This window comes from Burkholderia sp. Ax-1720 (genome assembly GCF_011753035.1).
Lineage (GTDB): Bacteria > Pseudomonadota > Gammaproteobacteria > Burkholderiales > Burkholderiaceae > Burkholderia > Burkholderia gladioli.
The window spans coordinates 1-18,573 of the sequence record NZ_VWWK01000141.1 but is presented as its reverse complement, the minus strand read 5'-3'; the positions used below and the strand labels follow the sequence as shown (position 1 = coordinate 18,573).

Here is an 18,573-nt window from a genome sequence, read left to right as displayed (position 1 = left end):
CGGCGCGGTGGGCGGCACGCCGGGCGGGGCCGGAGGCGGCGGCGCCGGCAATGGAGATGCGCATGGATATTGAGCCCCGAGCGGGCCGTAGGCGCTGCTCGCTGCCCGGGAGCGGCGTCAGGGCTGGAAGGCGCGCCTCGATCCTGCGTCACGACGACGCGAACGATGCCGAGCGGCAACTCGCTCGATAGACATGCCGTAGCCCCCTGACGTCAATCCGACACTCTGCCGGATGGCCAGCGAATGCTTGAAACCGGGTGTTCGAGGGCATGATGTGACCAGGTCACGACGACGAGCAGCCGATTTAGCAGTAGACGATGCGGCACGTTGTCGGGATTGGATCTCCATGTCCGCGTATTCGGCACCGAGTGCTATCATTGCTAGCACCGCGATCATGGAGCGACTCATGGCTAATCTTCTGGTGAGAAACGTGGACGAAATGCTTGTTCAAATCTTGCGCGAGCGGGCTGCCGCTCACGGGCACAGCGCGGAAGCCGAGCATCGTGAAATCCTGGCAAGGGCGCTGCGCGAGCCGCAACGCAAGACATTCGCGCAAGCGCTGATGGGCATGCCGAACGTCGGTAGCGATGTCGATTTTGCGCGTGTGGACGATGGCGAGGCGGCGAATGTATTTGATTGACACCAATGTGGTCAGCGAAATCCGGAAACGGGATCGTGCGGACAAGGGCGTGATGGCCTTCTTTCGCCAGGCGGCTCGCGACGATGCCGGCCTGTACCTGTCGGTGGTGACGGTGGGCGAACTGCGGCGAGGTGTGGAAATCATCCGTCACCGTGGCGACAAATCCCAGGCAACGCGTCTCGCGAACTGGCTCGATGGCGTGCTCCGGGAGTTTGCCGCGAACATTCTCGTGGTGGACAAGGAGATCGGGCAGATGTGGGGCTACCTGCGTGTGCCTCGCCCGGAACACTCGCTGGATAAGGTGATCGCCGCCACGGCCTTGATTCACGATCTGACCGTGGTGACGCGCAACGTGGACGATTTCGCCGGAACCGGTGCCCGTGTGCTGAACCCGTTCAAGGGCCCATAGCGGATCGACGCCGAATCCGCACGAACCTCGCCGTCGCGGCTGTTCCTTGAAAAGGCATGGCGCGCTTCGGCGAGGTCCGCTTCAACGAGGTCCGCTTCAACAGGCAGCCAGGTGGCTGCCTGTCACATTCCGCTGCTCAGTACCCGCTCCCCTGGTTTTCCCCGCCGCTGACGATCGCCACCCCCGAGCTGGTGCCCAGGCGCGTGGCGCCGGCCTCGATCATGGCCAGCGCGGCGGCGCGGTCGCGCACGCCGCCCGAGGCCTTCACCCCCATCTCCGGGCCCACCACGCGGCGCATCAGCCGGACGTCGTCGAGCGTCGCGCCGCCGTGCCCGAAGCCGGTCGAGGTCTTCACGAAGGCCACGCCGAGCTCGCGGCAGATCTCGCAGACGGCGACCTTCTGCGCCTCGTCGAGCAGGCCCGTCTCCAGGATCACCTTCAGCGGCACCGCGGCGCAGGCCTGCTGCACGGCCGCGATATCGGCCTTCACGTCGTCGAGGCGGCCGCTCTTGAGCGCGCCGAGATTGACCACCATGTCGATCTCGCCGGCGCCGGCCGCGATCGCGGCCGAGGCCTCGAAGGCCTTGGCCGCGGACAGGCCCGCGCCGAGCGGGAAACCGACCACCGAGCAGACCAGCACCGGGCTGCCGGCCAGCTCGCGCGCGGCCAGCGGCACGTTCGCCGAATTCACGCAGACCGAGTAGAAGCGATGCTCGGCCGCCTGGCGGCAGAGTTCGCGGATCTGCGCGTCGTTGGCGTCGGGCGCGAGCAGCGTGTGATCGATGGTTTGGGCGAGTTGGGCGTTGGAAAGCGACATGTTTTGGAACTCCACGGAGCGTGCGTCGAATGGATAGAAAAAACGGCACACGGAAAGTTGATGTTTTCACATCGGTTTGTTACAAATACGACATTCCGACCGGGCCCCCGCGCCCGGCACCACACGCGACGGGCAGGCAGGATACAGGCATGGAAACCAGGAAGGGCGAACGGATCAGGACGCTGATGAACGTGCTGCAAGGGCAGAACGCGATTCATCTGCGGGAAGTGGCCGAGCTGTTCGACGTGTCCGAGATGACGATCCGCCGCGACCTGGCCGACAATCCGCATGGCCTGAGCCTGATCGGCGGCTACGTGACGCGCCATTTCGATGCGCAGCGCAGCGATATCGGCGAATACCTGATCAGCGCCGAGAACCACCGGCAGACCGAGCAGAAGCGCCGCATCGGCAAGCTCGCCGCCCAGTTCGTCAAGACCGGCGACACCATCTTCGTCGACTGCGGCTCCACCACGCCCTTCCTGATCGACTTCATTCCCGACGCGCTCGAATTCACGGCCGTCTGCAATTCGCTGAACGTGTTCGCCAAGCTGCAGCAGAAGCCGCATTGCAGCGTGATTCTGTGCGGCGGGGTCTATCACCGCAAGAACATGGTATTCGAATCGGTGGCCGAGACCGGCATCCTCGACACGGTGCGCGTCTCGAAGGCCTTCATCTCGGCGGCCGGCGTGAGCGAGCGCTGCGGCGTGACCTGCTTCAACTTCCATGAAGTGGACGCCAAGAAGAAGGTGATGCAGCGCGCGCAGAACCGCTTCCTGCTGGTCGACCACAGCAAGTTCGACGAAGTCCGCGCGGCTTATTTCGCCGAACTGACCGACTTCCACTACGTGATCTCCGATGCGCAGCCGAACCCGCGCTACGAGAGCAGCCTGCGCGAACACGGCATCGCCCTGGTGACCTGAGCGCGGGCGGCGCGCTGCCTCAGGCATCGCGCGCGGGCTCCATCGCGTATTTCCCCTCCGCCACTTCGGCCGGGCTCAGGTAGCCCGTCAGCACCTCGAATTCGCGCGTCGCGCCGGGCGCGAGCACGGCCACGTGGCCCTTGCGCTGCTCGGCCAGGTACCCTTCGGGTTCGCAGGTCGAGGGCAGCGCGAAGGCGGCCACCTGCTGGTCGGCGTTGTGCAGGATCCAGCGCGTCGCATGCGGGAACTGCTCGGGGCGATAGGCGGTATGGAAGGCGCCGCCATCCGGATGATGCAGCCGGAAATGCGCCAGGCCGTCCCGGCCGGCACGCGCCTGGTTCATGAAGAACACGATCTCGGGGTCGTACAGCCCGGGCGTGTCGAGCGTGGCGAGCCGTTCGGGTTCGCGCGCCAGCGCCGCCGTGTAGTCGCGCCAGGCCGGCGTTGGCCTGACATGGGCCGGCACGCTCTCGCGCAGGCGCAGGCCGCCAGCCCCGAGCGCCTGCTCGAAGCGAGCGCCCGGCACATAGGCGTAGTTCAGGTGCGCCATGTACATCAGGTCCATCGGCGCGCCGCCCAGGTTCGTCACCTGCATGCCGATGCGCATCAGCGCCTCGTGCTCGGCGAGCCGCACCGAGGGCCGCGCCAGGTAGTGGCTGCCGAAACCCTGCACGTATTCGTATTCGCCCGTCACCTCCAGCCAGCCGCCGTGCTGGTCGGCGCCCACCACCAGGCTGGCGCGATCCATCGGCGCGCAGGGCATCTCGCCGTGCAGCGCGTGCGTGTCCTCCGGCCCCGGGCAGCCGTTGCGCAACAGGCCGCTATGGAACATGAAGCAGCCGTAGGTGTCGATGATCGAGGCCGCGCGCTTCGGCTGCCGGAACATCTGCTTCATGGTGAGATCGCGGCCGTCGAAGTCGGCGGCCCAGATCATCTGCCCCAGGTAGGGCAGCACCACCAGCTGCCCGCGGCGATTCTCCAGCCGCAGCGCCTCCACGCCCGATGGATAGGCGAAGGCGGTGACGCTCATGCCCTCGGCGCGGTACAGCGTGCGCGGCGTCTCGCGGAAGTCGTCGCGACGCAGTTCGATCTCGCCTCGCATGCTCAGGCTCCCGAGGTGTGGCGCGTGTCGACGTAGCGCGAGCCGGCATCGGCCTCGCCCGACGCGTCGGGCGTCGCGGCCGGCTGGTGGCGCAGGCAGTAGTAGCCGTAGTAGACGATCACCACGAAGCAGGCCAGCGGCACCACGAAGGCGAGCTGCATGTTGCCGCCGGTGTGGTCGGAGATCAGCCCCTGGATCAGCGGCACCACCGCGCCGCCGACGATGCTCATCACCAGGATCGAGCCGCCGTATTCGGTGTCCTTGCCCAGGCCGTCGATGGTGAGCCCGTAGATGGTCGGCCAGCAGGGGCCGAGGAACACGCTCACGCCCACCGCCGCGTAGACGGCCGTGATGTTGTGCACGCTGATGGTGTAGGCGAGCAGGGCGATGCACAGCACGCCGTAGACGATCAGCACCTTGGCCGGGCCGACGCGCTTCATCACCAGGGTGGCGACCAGTTTGCCGACGAAGAAGGCGAAGAAGGTGGCCAGCAGGTAGCGCGAGGCGCCGCGTTCGCTCAGGCCGCCGATCTGCATCGCCAGCCGGATTGTGAAGCTCCACACGCCGACCTGCGCGCCCACGTAGAGGAACTGCGCGACGATGCCGGCCACGAAGCGGCGGTTGCCGAACAGCCGCGCGAGCGTGCCGCGCGCGTCGATGCGATGCGTGGCCGCGGTGCCGGTGTTGCCCTTGCAGGACGGATAGGGCGTCAGCGCGAACACCACGAACACGGCGGCCAGCACCACGATCAGGAACTTGTAGGGCTCCAGCGTGGCCTGGATCATCGCCAGTTGGTGCACATGCGCCTCGGCGGCCGACATCGCCGCGAGCTGCGCATGCGAGGCGTCGCCCTGCTTGAAGATCAGGAAGCTGCCCATGTAGACGCCCGCCATCGCGCCGAACGGGTAGAAGGTCTGCGAGATGTTCAGGCGGCGCGTGCTGGTCTCGCGCGGACCCATCAGCGTCGAATAGGAGTTCGAGGCCGTTTCCAGGAAGGACAGGCCGGCGGCGATCACGAACAGCGCCACCAGGAACATGCCGTACTTGGCCGTCGAGGCGGCAGGGAAGAACAGCAGGCAGCCGGTCGTGTAGAGCAGCAGGCCGACCAGGATGGTGGTCTTGTAGCTGAATTTCTTCACCACCGTGGCGGCCGGGATCGCCAGGAAGAAGTAGCCGAGATAAAAGGCCGACTGCACGAAGGCCGATTCGAAATCGGACAGGAAGAAGGACTTCTTGAACTGCGCGATCAGCACGTCGTTGAGGTTGGCGGCGGTGCCCCACAGCGCGAACAGGCAGCACAGCAGCGTGAACGCGAACAGGGGCGTGCGATTCAGGTAATAGCCGTCGGGCGATTGTTCGATCCTGGCTCGGCTCATGGGTGTCTCCTTCCCGGGGTTGTCTCTCTGTCTGGTTGCGTCGATGGGCGGCGCCGCGCTCAGCGGCCGGCGTCGCGCAGGAAGCGTTCGAAGCCGGCCGCGTCGGCGTAGGACTTCTGGGTGCCGAAGCCGGTGACCGAATGCGCGGCATAGGCCGAGGCGTGGCGCATGGCGCTCGCCGCGTCGCGCGAGCTCGCGTAGTAGCGCGCGAAGCAGCCGATGTAGGCGTCGCCCGCGCCGGTGGTATCGCGTGCCTGCACCGGCACGCCGGCGACGTGCTGCACGCCCTCGCGCGAGACCAGCAGCGAGCCCTGGGCGCCCAGCGTGACCAGCACCTGCTTGAGGCCGCGCTCGACCAGCGCCTGCGCGGCACGCGCCGCGGCCTCGGGCGAATCGACCGGCATGCCGGACACGATCGCCAGCTCGGTTTCGTTGGGCACGAAGAATTCGACCGTGCGGATCCGCTCGAAATCGAGCGCGGCGGTAGCGGGCGCCGGGTTCAGCAGCACCGGGATGCCGTGCCGCGCGCCGAATTCGATCGCGTGATAGACGGTCTCGAGTTCGATCTCGAGCTGCAGCACGATCAGCGCGCATTCGCGCAGCTTGGGCGCGGCCGCCTCGATATCGGCCGGCAGCAGGTGCCGGTTGGCGCCCTTGACGATCAGGATGCTGTTGCTGGAATCGGGTTCGACGAAGATCGGTGCCACGCCGCTGGGCACGCCGGGCACGCGACCCACGTGGGTGGTGTCGATGCCTTCGCGCTCGAAGTTGCGCAGGGTGTTGTCGGCGAACACGTCGTCGCCGACCTTGCTGACCATCACTACGCGCGCGCCCAGGCGCGCCGCCGCCACCGCCTGGTTGGCGCCCTTGCCGCCGCAGCCGAGCTCGAAGTTCGGCGCCTCCAGCGTCTCGCCGCGCACGGGCATGCGCTCGACGTAGGTCACGAGGTCGACCATGTTGCTGCCGATCACGGCGATTGTCTCCATCTGGGTCTCTTCCTTGTCATGAGGGCGGAGCGGGCTCGGTCGGAAGCGGCCCGTCGCGGGTGATAATGAAATCACATTAAATGTGAGAATGCAATCTCATGATGTTAGTAGGGTCACACGATCGGGCGTGACGAAGCCGGGCCGGATTTCGGGCGGCCCGCTTCATCGAAAAGGGGGAGCGGCGGGCGCCGGCATTCGGCCGGCGCCCCGCGGCCCCTACATCCGCAGCCGGCCTTCCAGGTAGAAGGTGCGGCCCGGATACGGGTGGTAGACGAAGTAGCGCGAGTCGAACAGGTTGTCGATGCCCACGCCGATCTCGCTGAGCTTGCTCGGATAGAAGGTGAACTTGGCATCGGCCACCAGGTAGCTGCTGGTGCCGCCGAACACGTTCGGGTTCGAATCGGTGTTGGTCAGCGTGTTGTACTGGCGCCCCGAGTAGCGCGCGGCGAGCGTCACCGCGTAGCGTTCGCCGATGCGGTAGGTGCCGGCGAGATCCGCGCGCCACAGTGGGATCCGATAGAAGTACTTGCCGACCGTGGCCGGGTTCTGCGCGTTGGCGAGGATCCGCGACTGCGTGTAGGCTAGGCTCGCGATCAGGTCCAGGCCGCGCAGGCCGACATCCTGGCCCGTGTAGCTCAGCTCGACGCCGCGCGAACGCACCTTGCCGATGTTCTGGAAGTTGGTGACGTTCGGGATCACGGTGATGTCGGTCTGGCTGAAGATCGCGTTCTTCACCTCGTCCTCGAACAGCGAGAGCCGGAACAACCCGTTCCAGTGCGCCCACTCGGCTGTCAGTTCCTTCGACAGGTCGTTCTCGGGCTGCAGGTTCGGATTGTTGTTGACGATCGAGGAACCGGTGATTTGCCCCTGGAACAGCTCGCCTACGGTCGGGAAGCGGTAGGCACGCGCGATCGAGGCGCGCAGCGTCAGCTCGTCGGTCAGGTCGAAGGACAGCGAGGCCTTCGGCGAGTAGTGATGCTGGTCGGCGCCGGCATAGGGCAGGCTCGTGCCGCCGAGCGACTGCGAGCCGCCATAAGCCTGCCAGTCCTCGTAGCGCAGCCCGTAGACGAGCTTCCAGCGTGGCAGGAAGCGCCAGGCGTCCTGCGCGTAGGCGGCCTGGGTCTGCGTGCGTCCCGCGAAGGCGTTGGCCAGGCTGCCGGCCGCGCCGTCGCGCCAGTCGGCGGTGTTGAAGGTGCGGCTGTCGGTGTAGTAGTTGTCGTAGTGGTAACCGAAGCTGAGGGCGTGATTGGCCAGGCCGGCCTGCGCCGAGGGCGGGGTCCAGGTCGCCTTCAGGTCGAGTGTCTTCCAGCCGGTGCCGTCGCCGTAGGTGAGCAGGCCCGGGCCGTTGCCGGGCACGCCGGAATTGGCGGTGCGCGCCACGCTGTTCGACACGTCGTAGAGCGAGGCGATCGCCTCGCCGTTCCAGCCCGTCGCATGGTGCGTCCTCAGCGACAGCCCGTAGAGCCAGTTCTCGCTCCAGCCCAGGCTCGGCGCCAGCGCGGCGGCCGGGATGTTGTACTCGTAGCCGCCGATGTTCACCAGCCCGCTGTAGACGGGCTTGCCGTTCGCGTCGCGCAGGAAGCTTGGCGTGTCGCTGTTGTAGGTCTGATGCCAGTAGCCGAGCGTGAAGCCGCCCTGCAAGGTGGGCGTGAAGTCGTATTGCAGCTTCAGCTTGAGCTGGTCCTGAACGGTGTGCTCGATGCCTTCGCCGTTCACGCCGAGCACGGCCGTCGGCGTATTGGTCTGGTTGTCGTAGAACGAGGCGCCGGTCACCGGGATGTCGCCCGGTTTCGCCGGCGTGCTCGACTTCGCGAGCGTGGCGAACTGCAGCGGCTGGCTGGTGTTCTCCAGGTGGTTGGCGCCGATGAAGAACGAGAATTTGCCGATCCGGTTGCCGATCGTCGCGCTGCCTTCGCTGCCGTTGAAGTTGCGGTTCACGCCGAACAGGCTGAAGTGCTGGGTGAAGGCCTTCACGTCGGCATCGGCCTGGAATTGCGTCGGCATCCGGGTGCTGATCAGCACCGTGGCGCCCAGCGAATTGCCCGGGTAGAGCGCCGAGAACGGCCCGTAGATCACGTCCACCTGGCGGATCTCGGCCGGGAACACCATCGACCAGCGTGGCGGGAACGAATAGCTGTTGCCGAGCAGGTTCGACAGCAGCAGGCCGTCCGCGTAGACCAGGCCGCGCGCGCTCTGCGAATTGCTGGTGCCGCGTACCGCGATGATCGAATTGAGATCGCCGATGAAGCGCTTGCGCACCGCGAGGTTGGGCATGTACTTCAGCACGTCCTCGGTATTCACCACGTTCCAGTTCTCGAACTGGCGGCGCGTGACGGTTTCGGTCGAGGCCGGCAGGTTCGGGTCCAGCGCGGGGCGGGCGGCGGCGCCGCCGGCGGGCGAGGCGGCGCTGACGTTGACGGTCGGCAGCACCGCAACGGGGTCGTCGGGCGAGGGCGTCGTGCCGGAGGTGGGCCCGGCTTGCTCGCGCGCGGCTTCGGGCACGGCGGCAGCCGGGTTGTCGGCATGGGCCGGCTGGATCAGCAGGGGCAGGGAAAAGGGCAGCAGGCCCAGCGCGATGGCGCGGGCACGCTGCCGCGGGCGGACATGCGCCGCTCGGGATGTGTAGGACAACATGGGATTTCCTGGAATGCATGGACATGCGGCTGCCCGCGCCAGGCAGGGCGTGGCGCGGCAGGCAACAGGCAAGGCTCAGGAAAACCGGGGCGGGGCGCGGGGGCGGCCGGAAGGGAAGGCGCCGAGCGGCGTGAAGCGGGTGGACAGGACAGGCGCCGCGGCCAGCGCGACCAGCATCACCAGCACCAGCGGCGCGGGCGGCAGGCTGGGCAGCACGAGGTGGTCGGCGAGCAGGTCGCAGTAGCCGCAGGCGGCCAGCGGGTCGGTGTGATCCATCTGCATCGCGCTGTCGGCCGGCATCGGCATCGACATGGCCATCGACTGCGATGGCGCGTGCGCGGTCGAGCAGATCGCGGCCACGGTCGGATCGTCCGCGCGATGCGCCGCCAGCAGCTGGCTGACCAGCGGCGCGAGCACGATCAGCCACATGGCCAGCAGGCCAAGCCATGCGGTGAATCGGGTGCGGGAGCGCCGGAGCATAGGAATCGGGTGGGAAAAATCGCAGCGCAGTCTACCACCGGCGATGGGCGGGAGCCAGCGGGCGATGCGGGCCGGGCGGCGTTGCGCGGGCCGGCTCGCCTCAGGCACGTGGCGCGGCCGGCGCCATCAGGTTGAGCCCGAAGTCGCAGGATTGCGCCGCCAGCCTCGCGATCTCGGCATGCAGGGCCTGGGCCCGCTCGGCGCGGTGCAGCGCGACGTAGGACACCGGCGGCAGGGCGGGGCGCGTGCGCACCACCTCGAGCGCGCCGCTGTCGACCAGATGCGCGACGCAGGCGCGGGGCAGGTAGCTGATGCCGAGGCCCGACAGCGCGAGGCCGATCTGCGCGATCAGGCTGTTGCTGGCCAGCACGCGCTGCAGGCTCACGCCCTGCTCCTGCAGGAAGCGCGTGTAGAGCTGCCCGGTGCCCGACAGGTTGCCCTGCAGGATCAGCGGCAGTTGCGCGATGTCGGCCAGCGCGAGCGGCGCCCGGCGCCGCGGCGCCACGCCCGCCGCGCACATCCAGGCATTGTCGACGCGGCCCACCGGGGTGGCCGCGAAGGGTTCGGTGGCGTGGATCCGCGGCACCACGATCAGGTCCATCGTGTCGGCGGCCAGGCGCTCGCGCAGCGTCGCGTTGAGGTCCACCTCGGCCTCCACCCGCACCTTCGGATACGCGGCCTGGATCGCCGCCACCAGGCGCGGCAGCCAGGTCAGCGCGGTCAGCTCGGTCACGCCGATGCGGATCTGCCTGACCAGCGCCTCCTTCGAGGAGATCTGCTCGACGATGCGGTCGCGCCGCTCCAGCAGATCCCGCGCGTGCTCGAACAGTTCCGCGCCCTTGTCGGTGAGCCGCGCGCTGCGATGCGCGCGATCGAACATGGTCAGCTCGAAGGCGCGCTCGAGTTCCTGGATGCGCTTGGAGACGGCCGACTGGGTGGTGTTGAGCCGCGCGGCCGCGGCCTCGAAGGAGCCGAGCTGGACGATCCAGTACAGCGCCTCCATCTGCTTGAAGGTCAGCATCGCGCGGCCCTCGCATGAAGAAAAGCGATATTTTTACATATCAAAAAATCGCTTTTTTTGCTTATTTCGGCTGCATAAGGTGGTGGCCTGATCGCGCCGACCCACCAACCTGGAGTGAGCATGGATACCGCCGTCGACAACCCGCCCGCCCCGCGGGCCCAGCCCGTCCCGCCCACGGTTCGCCGGCCGCGCCTGGGCCTGGCCTGGCAGATCGTGATCGGCCTGGCGCTCGGCATCGTGGCCGGGCTGGTGCTGAACCGTTTCCCCTCGCTGCGCGAGGCCGCCGTGACGGGCTTCCTGCAGCCGGCCGGCGACATCTTCATCAAGCTGATCCGCATGATCGTGGTGCCGATCGTCTTCACCAGCATGGTGATCGGCATCGCCGGCGTGGGCGACGGCAAGTCGCTCGGGCGCATCGGCCTGAAGACCCTGATCTATTTCGAGGTGGTCACCACCATCGCGATCGTGCTCGGGCTGCTGATCGGCAACCTGCTGCAGCCCGGCGTGGGCACCGATCTCTCGCGGCTCGGCCATGTCGATATCTCGGGCTACCAGCAGGCGACCCGGCAGGTGCAGGGGCATCACGGGCTGATGGCGCTGCTGCTGGGCGTGATTCCCGACAACATCGTCGCCTCGATGGCCAAGGGCGACCTGCTGCCGGTGATCTTCTTCTCGCTGCTGTTCGGGCTCGGCCTGCAGGCGGTGCCGGACGAGTACCGCAAGCCGGTGCTGGCGATGCTCAAGGGCATCGCCGACACCATGTTCAACGTCACCGGCATGGTGATGCGCTACGCGCCGATCGGCGTGTGCGCGCTGATCGCGGTGACCGTGGCGAATTTCGGCTTCGCCTCGCTGCTGCCGCTGCTGAAGCTGGTGGCGGTGACCTACCTGGCCATCCTGCTGTTCGCGCTGGGCGTGCTCGGCCTCGCCGCGCGTCTGTTCGGATTCCGGATCATGACGCTGCTGCGCGTGATCCGCCAGGAGCTGATCATCGCCTTCTCCACCTGCAGCTCGGCCACCGTGCTGCCGCAACTGATGCGCAAGATGGAGGATTACGGCGCGCCCAAGAGCATCACCACCTTCGTGGTGCCGACCGGCTATACCTTCAACCTCGACGGCGCCTCGATCTATCTGGGCATCGGCACGCTGTTCGTCGCGCAGTTGTACGGCATCCATCTCGGCTGGCAGGAGCAGATGGTCCTGACGCTGACCATGGTGGTCACCTCGAAGGGCGCGGCGGGCGTGCCCGGCTTCATGTTCGTGATCCTGCTGGCGACGCTGGCCAGCGCCGGGCTGCCGCTGGAGGGCCTGGCCATGATCGCCGGGGTGGACCGCGTGATGGACATGGGGCGCACCGCGCTGAACGTGGTCGGCAATGCGCTCGCGCCGCTGGTGATCGCCAGGTGGGAAGGTCAGTATGACGAAGCGAAGGGCCGGGCCTATCTCGCCTCGCTGGAGCAATGAGGCCGGCCCTGGCGGGCCGGCGGGAATCGGTAATGACAGGAGCAAGACAGATGAGCAGTGAACGAGGCGCTTTTTTCCCCGAAACCCTGATGACGGAAATCAGGTCGCGTTTCCATCACGTCGATCGCGATATCGACGGCCGCGAGCGCCTGTTCCTCGACAACGCGGGCGGCTCGTTCCGCCTGAAGGCGGCCGTCGAGGCCTGGGCACGCGTGGACGCGCTGCCCGATTGTCCCGAGCGCATCCATGCGCGCGCGCTCGATCTACAGGCGATCCAGGCCGATGGCGAGGCCGACGTGCGGACCATCCTGAACGCCGTCGGCGGCAGCGTCTATCCCTCGCTGACCGCCTCGGGCGCGATGTTCGAGATGGTGCGCGCGATCATGGAGAACGTGCCCGGCGGCAATGCCGTCACCACCATCCTCGAGCATCCGTCCTCGTACGACGCGATGACGTATTACGCGCAGCGCACCGGCAAGTCGCTGCGGCTCGCGCCGAGCAACCCGCGCACCGGCGGCGTCGACGTCGAGGCGATCGTCTCGCTGGTCGATGCCGACACGGCGCTGCTCAGCGTGATGGCGGCCTCGAACATCTCGGGGGCGAAATTCGATCTGGCCGAGATCGTGGCGCGCGCGCGGGCCGTGAAGCCGGACCTGTACATCCTGGTCGACGCGGTCCAGCATGCGCCGCACGGGGTGATCGACCTGCGCGAGACGCCCGTCGACGGCATCAATTTCGCGCCCTACAAGTTCTTCGGCTGCCGTGGCTCGGGCATCTCCTGGCTGTCGCCGCGCGCGGCGGCGCTGCCGCATCACCGGCTGGCGGCGCGCGACCAAGGGGTCTGGGAGCTCGGCAGCCCGGCGCCCGCGCAGTTCGCGGTAGTGACGTCGATCGTCGACTACGTGGTGTGGATCGGCCGGCACTTCGTCGATTCGAACGATCGGCGCGCGCTGTTCGTGGCCGGCATGGAACGCATCGAGGCGCACGAGCGCGCGCTGCTGGCGACCCTGCTCGACGGCCGGGGCGGCCGGCGCGGGCTGCGGGCGATCGACGGCGTCGAGGTGTACTGGGATCACGACGAGCTGGCGCGGCGCGACCTGATCGTCGGCATCGGCTTCGCGAAACTGGAGCCGACGCAGGCGGTGCGCGAGTACGAGAAGCGCGGCGTGATCGTCTACGAGCGGGTGGCCACGAGCCTGTATTCGGGCCGCATGCTGAAGTCCTTCGGCCTGGCGGGCGCGGTGCGGATCTCGCCGCTGCATTGCCACACGCCCGAGGATATCGAGCGTTTCCTGGCCGTCACCGAGGAACTGGCCTCGGCTTGAGGCCGTGATGCCGGGTTCAAAGATAACCGCGGATCAGCTTCGTCACCCAGCGCCACACGCCGCCGCAGCCCGCCGCGCGGCAGCGCGCGTCGGGATCCTCCAGCAGGTGGCCGTCGGCATCGGCCACCGGGCTCGCATGGCGCAGGTAGAACGCCACGCTGTCGCGCAGCGGATCGGCGCCATCCTCGGGGATATCCATCCACAGGCCGTTTTCCGTGTTGGCGTGCGCCGACAGCGGATCGAAGTTGTAGCTGCCGAGGTAGTAGCGATGGCCGTCGATGCGCACCAGCTTGGCGTGCATCATGCGGTTCTCGCGGTCGTGATACTCGCGCACCTCGATCCCGGCGTTCACCAGGCCCGGCAATTCGTCGGCATAGGCGCGACCGACCGCCGGGAATTCCTGCGCGGTGCTGGCCAGCGAGGCACTCACCAGGGTCACGCGCACGCCTTCGCGTTGCTTGCGTTCGAGTACCTCGCGCAGCGCCGGCACCAGGATCAGGTAGGGGTTGATGACGAGGATGTCGTGTTGCGCCGCTTCGAATTCGTGCAGCATGTCCTGCAGCGTGCCGGGCGAGCGCTTGTCGGGCTGGTCGTGCACGTAGCGCAGGCGCTCGCAGGCGATCGGGGTCCAGCTCGGATCGAAGGGGGCGCCGGCGGCACCCTTCGCGTCGGTTGCGCCCGCATCGATATCGAGCGGCGCCAGCAGGCGCTCGCGCCAGTAGCGGATGCGCGTTGGATCGAGCGCGGCGTAACCCTGCGAGATGCGATAGGGCGAGTCGATGCCGAGGAATTTTTCCGGCTCGGGGCTGACCACCGCCTCGCTGCCCCAGAACAGGTCGAAATGCTGGTGCATGGCATGCAGGGTCGAGGCATCCTGGCCGGCATCGCCGGCCACCATCAGGTCGCGCTCGCTGAGCCAGTTGCGGAAGCTCGAATCCCAGATCGAGGTGCTGCCGATCACGGCGGTGTCGCCGACCAGGAACAGCTTGTCGTGCATGCGATGCGAAAGCTCGGCCAGTTGCGCGCGCGGGTGGAAGATGCGCAGCGCCAGCCCGGGCGCCACCTCGTGCAGCGCGACGATCAGCTCGTCCTCGATCGGGTAGTGCGGCTCGGGGCCGATGCCGTCGATCAGCAGCTTGACCGGCACGCCGCGGCGCGCGGCCTGCACCAGGTGGCGCAGCACCAGGCTGCCGGTCTGGTCGAGCTCGAAGATGTAGGCGAGGATGCGGATCTGCTCGGCGGGCGCGGCGCGATCGATCAGCGCGATGCGCGAGGGCAGCAGCTGGCTGTCGTCGAGCGGCGCGATCAGGTCGACGCATTGGGCGTGGGCTTGCAGGCAGAAGGCGAGGAGGCAGGCCGGGATCAGCGCGGTGCTTCTTTTTACTTTCATGGCGCGGCGGCGTTTTTTTTCGATGGTGGGAGCGGACAGAGCAATGGCGCGGCCGGCCGGGATCGCCGTCCGTCCGCGCCACGTGAGCTTACCGCACCACCACCTGGAACAGCTGGTTGTTGTTGCCCAGCGTGAAATACAGGAAATTTCCGGAAATCAGCAGGTTGGGCGCGATGTCGATCAGCACGGTGGTGGCACCGGTCGCCGCGTTCCATCGATAGATCTTGCCCGGCGTGCCGGCCTGGTAGATCACGCTGCCGTTGGTGGCGGCCAGCAGCCTCGCGCTCGTATCGGTGGTCAGTTGAACGGGGCTGCCGGTGAAGGTATAGGCCTTGATGTCGACGAGCGAGCCTTGCACCGGCGTGGTACTGATCCCGCTCGAATGCGGCGGTCCCAGTTCTTCCCATGCGAGTACGCCATTTCCCAGCGCCACATTGCCGGCGTAGATCGACGCGGCCACGGTGGAAGCCTGGCCGCCGGCGATGGACCCGGCCAGCAGCGAAGCGGGCACGACATTGAACGAGCCGGCCTGGCCGGCTTGCGGCGCGACCCAGGCGACATGCGTGCCATCGGTCCTGAGCGGCGCCGACCGATCGACCGAGGGGCTCGCCAACTGGGTCGTGGTCCGCGTGGAGGTTGCGATGCAGTTCACGTGGCCGGGATCCCCGATGAAATCCAGGTAGCAGAACTGTGGGCCGCTGCCGGTCACGGCCAGGTCCCAGCTCGCGCTATTGGGAACCGCGAGCGGTGTCAGGCTGCCGTCGCGCGTGCCGTAGAGCGCATATCGGGCGTTCGGGCCGTTGACCAGCAGGTAACCGCCCACCGCGGCTCTCGGCGAGCCGCCCAGAGCCGCCGTGATGTTGCTGACCGCCCCCTGGCTGTCCCATTGGAAGGTGCAGTTGCTGAAGGCCGGGCAGCCGTCGATGCCCGTCGACGAGGTCGTCGAGCTGTAGTAGGCCAGGCCGCCGGTCAGCATCCAGGGCGTGACCGTGACCGGGAACAGCGGCAGGGAGCCGCTCAGGGAGACTTCGGTTTGCGCGCCGACCTCGCGCACGCGCTCCGTCATGTCGGGCGCCGTGTAGAGGATGCTGTCGCCATCGGCGGCCAGCAACTGGATGTAGTTGGCGGCCGTCGACTGCTCGGGGGGCTGCCCCAGGGCGAAATTCGACGGATAGACCGCCTGCGCGGACGAGGCCACGACCACCTGCAACTGCTGGACCGTCGACTGCGTATAGCTGTCCGATGCGCGTATCGTCAGCGAGTAGGCGCCGGGGGCGATGCCGCTCAGATCCAGGCTGCCCGTGAAATGGGTGCCGTCGGGGGCCTGCACCGGGATCGGCACCGTGCCGAGAAAGGCTTGCACGCTCACGCTGCCGGGCAGGTCGCTGCCGGCGGTTCCGGAAATCGACAGCGAGCCCGTGCCGTCGACGAAACTCGCGCCGGCCGGCGTGCTGATCGTCAGGCGCGGCGCATTCCACACGGTCAGCGGGAAGTTTTCCCGGGTCGCCGCGCCGGAGGCGGGCGTCCTGGTCAGGACCGCGGCATGGGTGCCGGATCCGATCTGCAAGCCATGCACCAGGAACCGGAAGGCGTCGTAGGCGCTCGGGGCGCAGCTCAGGCCGGTGCAGGCATTGGGCTGCGTCAGCGTCTGGATCGACTGGCCGTCGACGCTCAGCGACATCGAGGCGTAGCCGGCGGCGGGCGCGAGGACGTAGATCACGTCGCCGCTGCCGCTGCTGATCGTGATGTCCGATGGGCTCGTGCCGGGATTTGTCACGATGATCGGCAGGCTGGCGCGGTAGGTGACGCCCGATGCGGTGACGATCGCCTCGATCGTGTGCGGGCCGCTGGCCACCGTGGTGCTGTCCCAGACCAGGGCGGTTCCCACCGCCGTGCCCGTTGCTAGCTGGTCGACCAGCCAGCGGATCGATTCGGCGGCGGGGCCGAAGTAGTTGAATTGCACGCTAGTGCCCCGGACGTTGGCGGCGTTGCCCGGCGAGCTCGTCACGGCCAGCGAGATCGGTGTCGAGGGAAGGCTGGCGGCCAGGCTGGTCGCACCTGCCGCGGTTTGCAGGCTGAACGTCCGGCCGTCGTCGGTCGCCACGACCCGGAACGTCGTCGCCGCTTGCAGTGCCTGCCGCCACGACAGGGTATTGCCGCTGCCCATCGCGGCCAGGCTGGTCACGGTCGTGAACGTGCCGTCGGCCCCCTGCATCTGCACGGCATAGGTCGCGCCCGACGGAAAGCCGTCTTTCCAGCTGAGATTCACGGTGTTGTCCGACACCGTCACCACGATCGACAGTGCCGCGGCGGCGGCAAGCGCGTCGTCGTCCCGTGCCGTCGCCGTGCCGCCGGCCGACGTACCGGTGCCATTCCCCGGGCTGCCATTCGCCGCACCGTCTCCGCCGCCGCAAGCCGCCAGCGCGGCAAGCAGAACGGTGGCCAGCATCCATCGTAGCCCGCGGTGCCTGGTTATCCGGTGGATCATCGTTCTCTCGCGTGATTGTTCTGGTCCGGATCGCTGACGTCCCCCGCCGGACAAGCACTCAAGCATAGGCGAGCCGGGCGGCGCGCTCAAGCGTTTCGTCCGCATGCCTTGCCGATGGAAAAGGCCTCCGCCCGGTGTCGCGGGCGGCAGTTCGCGAGCCTCAATCCATGTACAACTCGATCCGATTCCGCCCGCGTGCCTTGGCGACATACAGCGCCTTGTCGCAACGCGTGAGCACCTGGTCGACGCCGAGATCGGCGGCGCTCATGCGGTCGATGCCGATGCTCACGGTCAGCGCCACCAGCCGCTCGCCGACCGCCAGCGGTGCCTCGGTCATGCGCTGCTGCAGGCGCAGGCCGTAGTCGATCGCGGCGTCGATGCTCAGGCCCGGCAGCACCACCGCGAATTCCTCGCCGCCGATGCGCCCGACGATATCGGTGCTGCGCGCCTCCTGCCGCAGCAACTGGGCGAAGTGGCGCAGCGCGCGATCGCCGAGCGCATGGCCCCAGCGATCGTTGAGCGACTTGAAGTGGTCGAGATCGAGCATCAGCACCGCCGCCTCGCCGTGGCCGGTGTGGCGCAGCCGCATGAACACGGCCTCGCTCTGCGCCAGGAAATCGCGCCGGTTGGCCAGCTCGGTCAGGTGGTCGATGGTGGCGAGCTCGTGCAGCTCCGCCTCGATGCGCTTGCGCTCGGTGGTGTCGGTGATGAAGCCGTGCCACAGCGTGCCGCCGTCCGCCTGGCGCTGCGGCCGCGCCTCGCCGTGCCGCCAGCGCAGGCCCTGGCGCGGCAGCTGCACGCGGAATTCGAGCCGCCACGGCGTCAGCAGCGCGGCCGACTCGCGCAGCGAGTGCCGGTAGGCGGCGAGGTCGCGCGGGTCGATGCAGGCCTCGACCGGCGCCGCGCTGCCGGCCACCTGCTCGGGCTCGAGTTCGTAGATCTGCTGGATGCCGCGGCTCACGTAGCTGAAGAAACGATCGCCCGCCGCCGTCTCGCGATACTGGAACACCAGGCCGTCCACCTCGTCGGTCAGGTTGGTGATCAGGTCGATGGTCTGCTGCAGGCGCGCGGCGGTCTCGCGCAGCGCGGTGATGTCGGTGGTCGCGCCCACCATGCGCAGCGCCCGGCCGTCGCCATCGCGGGCGATCACCTTGCCGCGGCTGCAGATCCACTTGTAGCCGCCGTCCTTGCAGAGGATCCGGTGCTCGACCTCGTAGCGATCGGTCCTGCCCTCGAAGTGCGCGTGCATCTCCGCCTGGACATACTCGCGGTCGTCGGGATGCAGGCGGTCCACCGCGTCCTCGATGCGGCTGCTCAGTTCATGCGGCGCATAACCGAGGATCGCCTTCCATTCCGGCGAGTAGCGGATCTCGCCGCTGGCCACGTCGCGATCCCAGATGCCGGTGCCGCTGCCGTTCAGCGCCAGCGCGACCAGTTCCTGGTCGATGGTGTCGACGGTGCCGGCACGGGGGGGCGCGGCCGCGCGCGCTTCGGCCGGGGCCGCGGCCGCCGAGGCCAGCG

General features: G+C 67.9%; 15 protein-coding genes. 5 read left to right on the top strand and 10 right to left on the bottom strand.

What is annotated here, in order from left to right; all coding sequences use genetic code 11:
* The first annotated feature begins 406 nt into the window (after positions 1 to 406).
* On the top strand, positions 407 to 640 hold the full coding sequence (locus F3J18_RS27900) for a hypothetical protein (protein WP_025101956.1): 234 nt from the start codon (positions 407 to 409) through the stop codon (positions 638 to 640).
* Entirely contained in the window at positions 627 to 1,049 is a 423-nt protein-coding gene (locus F3J18_RS27895; RefSeq protein ID WP_025101957.1) for a type II toxin-antitoxin system VapC family toxin, read from the top strand. Before F3J18_RS27900 ends, F3J18_RS27895 begins: the two co-directional genes overlap by 14 nt.
* A gap of 136 nt (positions 1,050 to 1,185) precedes the next feature.
* Here the strand turns inward: F3J18_RS27895 and deoC are convergent, their stop codons facing one another.
* Positions 1,186 to 1,866 (bottom strand): deoxyribose-phosphate aldolase, encoded by a 681-nt coding sequence (gene deoC, locus F3J18_RS27890; RefSeq protein ID WP_166915366.1) that lies wholly within the window; start codon positions 1,864 to 1,866, stop codon positions 1,186 to 1,188.
* A gap of 149 nt (positions 1,867 to 2,015) precedes the next feature.
* On the opposite strand from deoC, the gene deoR reads away from it, so the two are divergent.
* Complete coding sequence (deoR, locus tag F3J18_RS27885) at positions 2,016 to 2,786, top strand: DNA-binding transcriptional repressor DeoR (protein ID WP_046582151.1); 771 nt, start codon at positions 2,016 to 2,018, stop codon at positions 2,784 to 2,786.
* 19 nt (positions 2,787 to 2,805) lie between these two features.
* Here deoR and F3J18_RS27880 read toward each other — a convergent pair whose 3' ends face one another.
* The 6 genes from F3J18_RS27880 to F3J18_RS27855 form a co-directional block, all read right to left on the bottom strand.
* The gene (locus F3J18_RS27880) at positions 2,806 to 3,888 is read right to left on the bottom strand and encodes an aldose 1-epimerase family protein (protein WP_166915364.1); all 1,083 of its coding nucleotides are present in this window, start codon (positions 3,886 to 3,888) and stop codon (positions 2,806 to 2,808) included.
* A gap of 2 nt (positions 3,889 to 3,890) precedes the next feature.
* Positions 3,891 to 5,264 (bottom strand): L-fucose:H+ symporter permease, encoded by a 1,374-nt coding sequence (gene fucP / locus F3J18_RS27875; RefSeq protein ID WP_166915362.1) that lies wholly within the window; start codon positions 5,262 to 5,264, stop codon positions 3,891 to 3,893.
* Positions 5,265 to 5,323: 59 nt separating this feature from the next.
* A complete protein-coding gene (gene rbsK / locus F3J18_RS27870) occupies positions 5,324 to 6,250 on the bottom strand; it encodes a ribokinase (RefSeq protein WP_025101962.1) in 927 nt (308 codons plus the stop codon).
* Between the two features lie 216 nt (positions 6,251 to 6,466).
* Positions 6,467 to 8,884, bottom strand: coding sequence for a TonB-dependent receptor (locus F3J18_RS27865; protein WP_166915360.1), 2,418 nt, complete (start codon positions 8,882 to 8,884; stop codon positions 6,467 to 6,469).
* A gap of 75 nt (positions 8,885 to 8,959) precedes the next feature.
* The gene (locus F3J18_RS27860) at positions 8,960 to 9,364 is read right to left on the bottom strand and encodes a DUF2946 domain-containing protein (RefSeq protein WP_025101964.1); all 405 of its coding nucleotides are present in this window, start codon (positions 9,362 to 9,364) and stop codon (positions 8,960 to 8,962) included.
* Positions 9,365 to 9,464: 100 nt separating this feature from the next.
* Positions 9,465 to 10,385, bottom strand: coding sequence for a LysR family transcriptional regulator (locus F3J18_RS27855; protein ID WP_166915358.1), 921 nt, complete (start codon positions 10,383 to 10,385; stop codon positions 9,465 to 9,467).
* 120 nt (positions 10,386 to 10,505) lie between these two features.
* Between F3J18_RS27855 and F3J18_RS27850 the strand changes: the two genes are divergently transcribed.
* Positions 10,506 to 11,849, top strand: coding sequence for a cation:dicarboxylase symporter family transporter (locus F3J18_RS27850; RefSeq protein ID WP_166915356.1), 1,344 nt, complete (start codon positions 10,506 to 10,508; stop codon positions 11,847 to 11,849).
* A 50-nt stretch (positions 11,850 to 11,899) separates the two neighbouring features.
* A complete protein-coding gene (locus F3J18_RS27845) occupies positions 11,900 to 13,174 on the top strand; it encodes an aminotransferase class V-fold PLP-dependent enzyme (protein WP_166915354.1) in 1,275 nt (424 codons plus the stop codon).
* Between the two features lie 16 nt (positions 13,175 to 13,190).
* Here the strand turns inward: F3J18_RS27845 and F3J18_RS27840 are convergent, their stop codons facing one another.
* The 3 genes from F3J18_RS27840 to F3J18_RS27830 all read right to left on the bottom strand — a co-directional run.
* Positions 13,191 to 14,564, bottom strand: coding sequence for a phosphatidylserine/phosphatidylglycerophosphate/cardiolipin synthase family protein (locus F3J18_RS27840; RefSeq protein ID WP_166915352.1), 1,374 nt, complete (start codon positions 14,562 to 14,564; stop codon positions 13,191 to 13,193).
* An 88-nt stretch (positions 14,565 to 14,652) separates the two neighbouring features.
* On the bottom strand, positions 14,653 to 17,013 hold the full coding sequence (locus F3J18_RS27835) for a hypothetical protein (RefSeq protein WP_166915350.1): 2,361 nt from the start codon (positions 17,011 to 17,013) through the stop codon (positions 14,653 to 14,655).
* A gap of 199 nt (positions 17,014 to 17,212) precedes the next feature.
* A partial coding sequence (locus F3J18_RS27830; protein WP_240156448.1) for a diguanylate cyclase occupies positions 17,213 to 18,573 on the bottom strand: 1,361 nt, incomplete at its 5' end.

What these genes read in the sequence shown, in the direction of transcription:
- deoR (WP_046582151.1), top strand. Translation starts at nt 2,016, where the DNA reads ATGGAAACCAGGAAGGGCGAACGGATCAGGACGCTGATGAACGTGCTG.
- fucP (WP_166915362.1), bottom strand. Translation starts at nt 5,264, where the DNA reads ATGAGCCGAGCCAGGATCGAACAATCGCCCGACGGCTATTACCTGAAT.
- deoC (WP_166915366.1), bottom strand. Translation starts at nt 1,866, where the DNA reads ATGTCGCTTTCCAACGCCCAACTCGCCCAAACCATCGATCACACGCTG.
- F3J18_RS27895 (WP_025101957.1), top strand. Translation starts at nt 627, where the DNA reads ATGTATTTGATTGACACCAATGTGGTCAGCGAAATCCGGAAACGGGAT.
- F3J18_RS27845 (WP_166915354.1), top strand. Translation starts at nt 11,900, where the DNA reads ATGAGCAGTGAACGAGGCGCTTTTTTCCCCGAAACCCTGATGACGGAA.
- F3J18_RS27880 (WP_166915364.1), bottom strand. Translation starts at nt 3,888, where the DNA reads ATGCGAGGCGAGATCGAACTGCGTCGCGACGACTTCCGCGAGACGCCG.
- F3J18_RS27835 (WP_166915350.1), bottom strand. Translation starts at nt 17,013, where the DNA reads ATGCTGGCCACCGTTCTGCTTGCCGCGCTGGCGGCTTGCGGCGGCGGA.
- rbsK (WP_025101962.1), bottom strand. Translation starts at nt 6,250, where the DNA reads ATGGAGACAATCGCCGTGATCGGCAGCAACATGGTCGACCTCGTGACC.
- F3J18_RS27900 (WP_025101956.1), top strand. Translation starts at nt 407, where the DNA reads ATGGCTAATCTTCTGGTGAGAAACGTGGACGAAATGCTTGTTCAAATC.
- F3J18_RS27855 (WP_166915358.1), bottom strand. Translation starts at nt 10,385, where the DNA reads ATGCTGACCTTCAAGCAGATGGAGGCGCTGTACTGGATCGTCCAGCTC.
- F3J18_RS27850 (WP_166915356.1), top strand. Translation starts at nt 10,506, where the DNA reads ATGGATACCGCCGTCGACAACCCGCCCGCCCCGCGGGCCCAGCCCGTC.
- F3J18_RS27840 (WP_166915352.1), bottom strand. Translation starts at nt 14,564, where the DNA reads ATGAAAGTAAAAAGAAGCACCGCGCTGATCCCGGCCTGCCTCCTCGCC.
- F3J18_RS27860 (WP_025101964.1), bottom strand. Translation starts at nt 9,364, where the DNA reads ATGCTCCGGCGCTCCCGCACCCGATTCACCGCATGGCTTGGCCTGCTG.
- F3J18_RS27865 (WP_166915360.1), bottom strand. Translation starts at nt 8,884, where the DNA reads ATGTTGTCCTACACATCCCGAGCGGCGCATGTCCGCCCGCGGCAGCGT.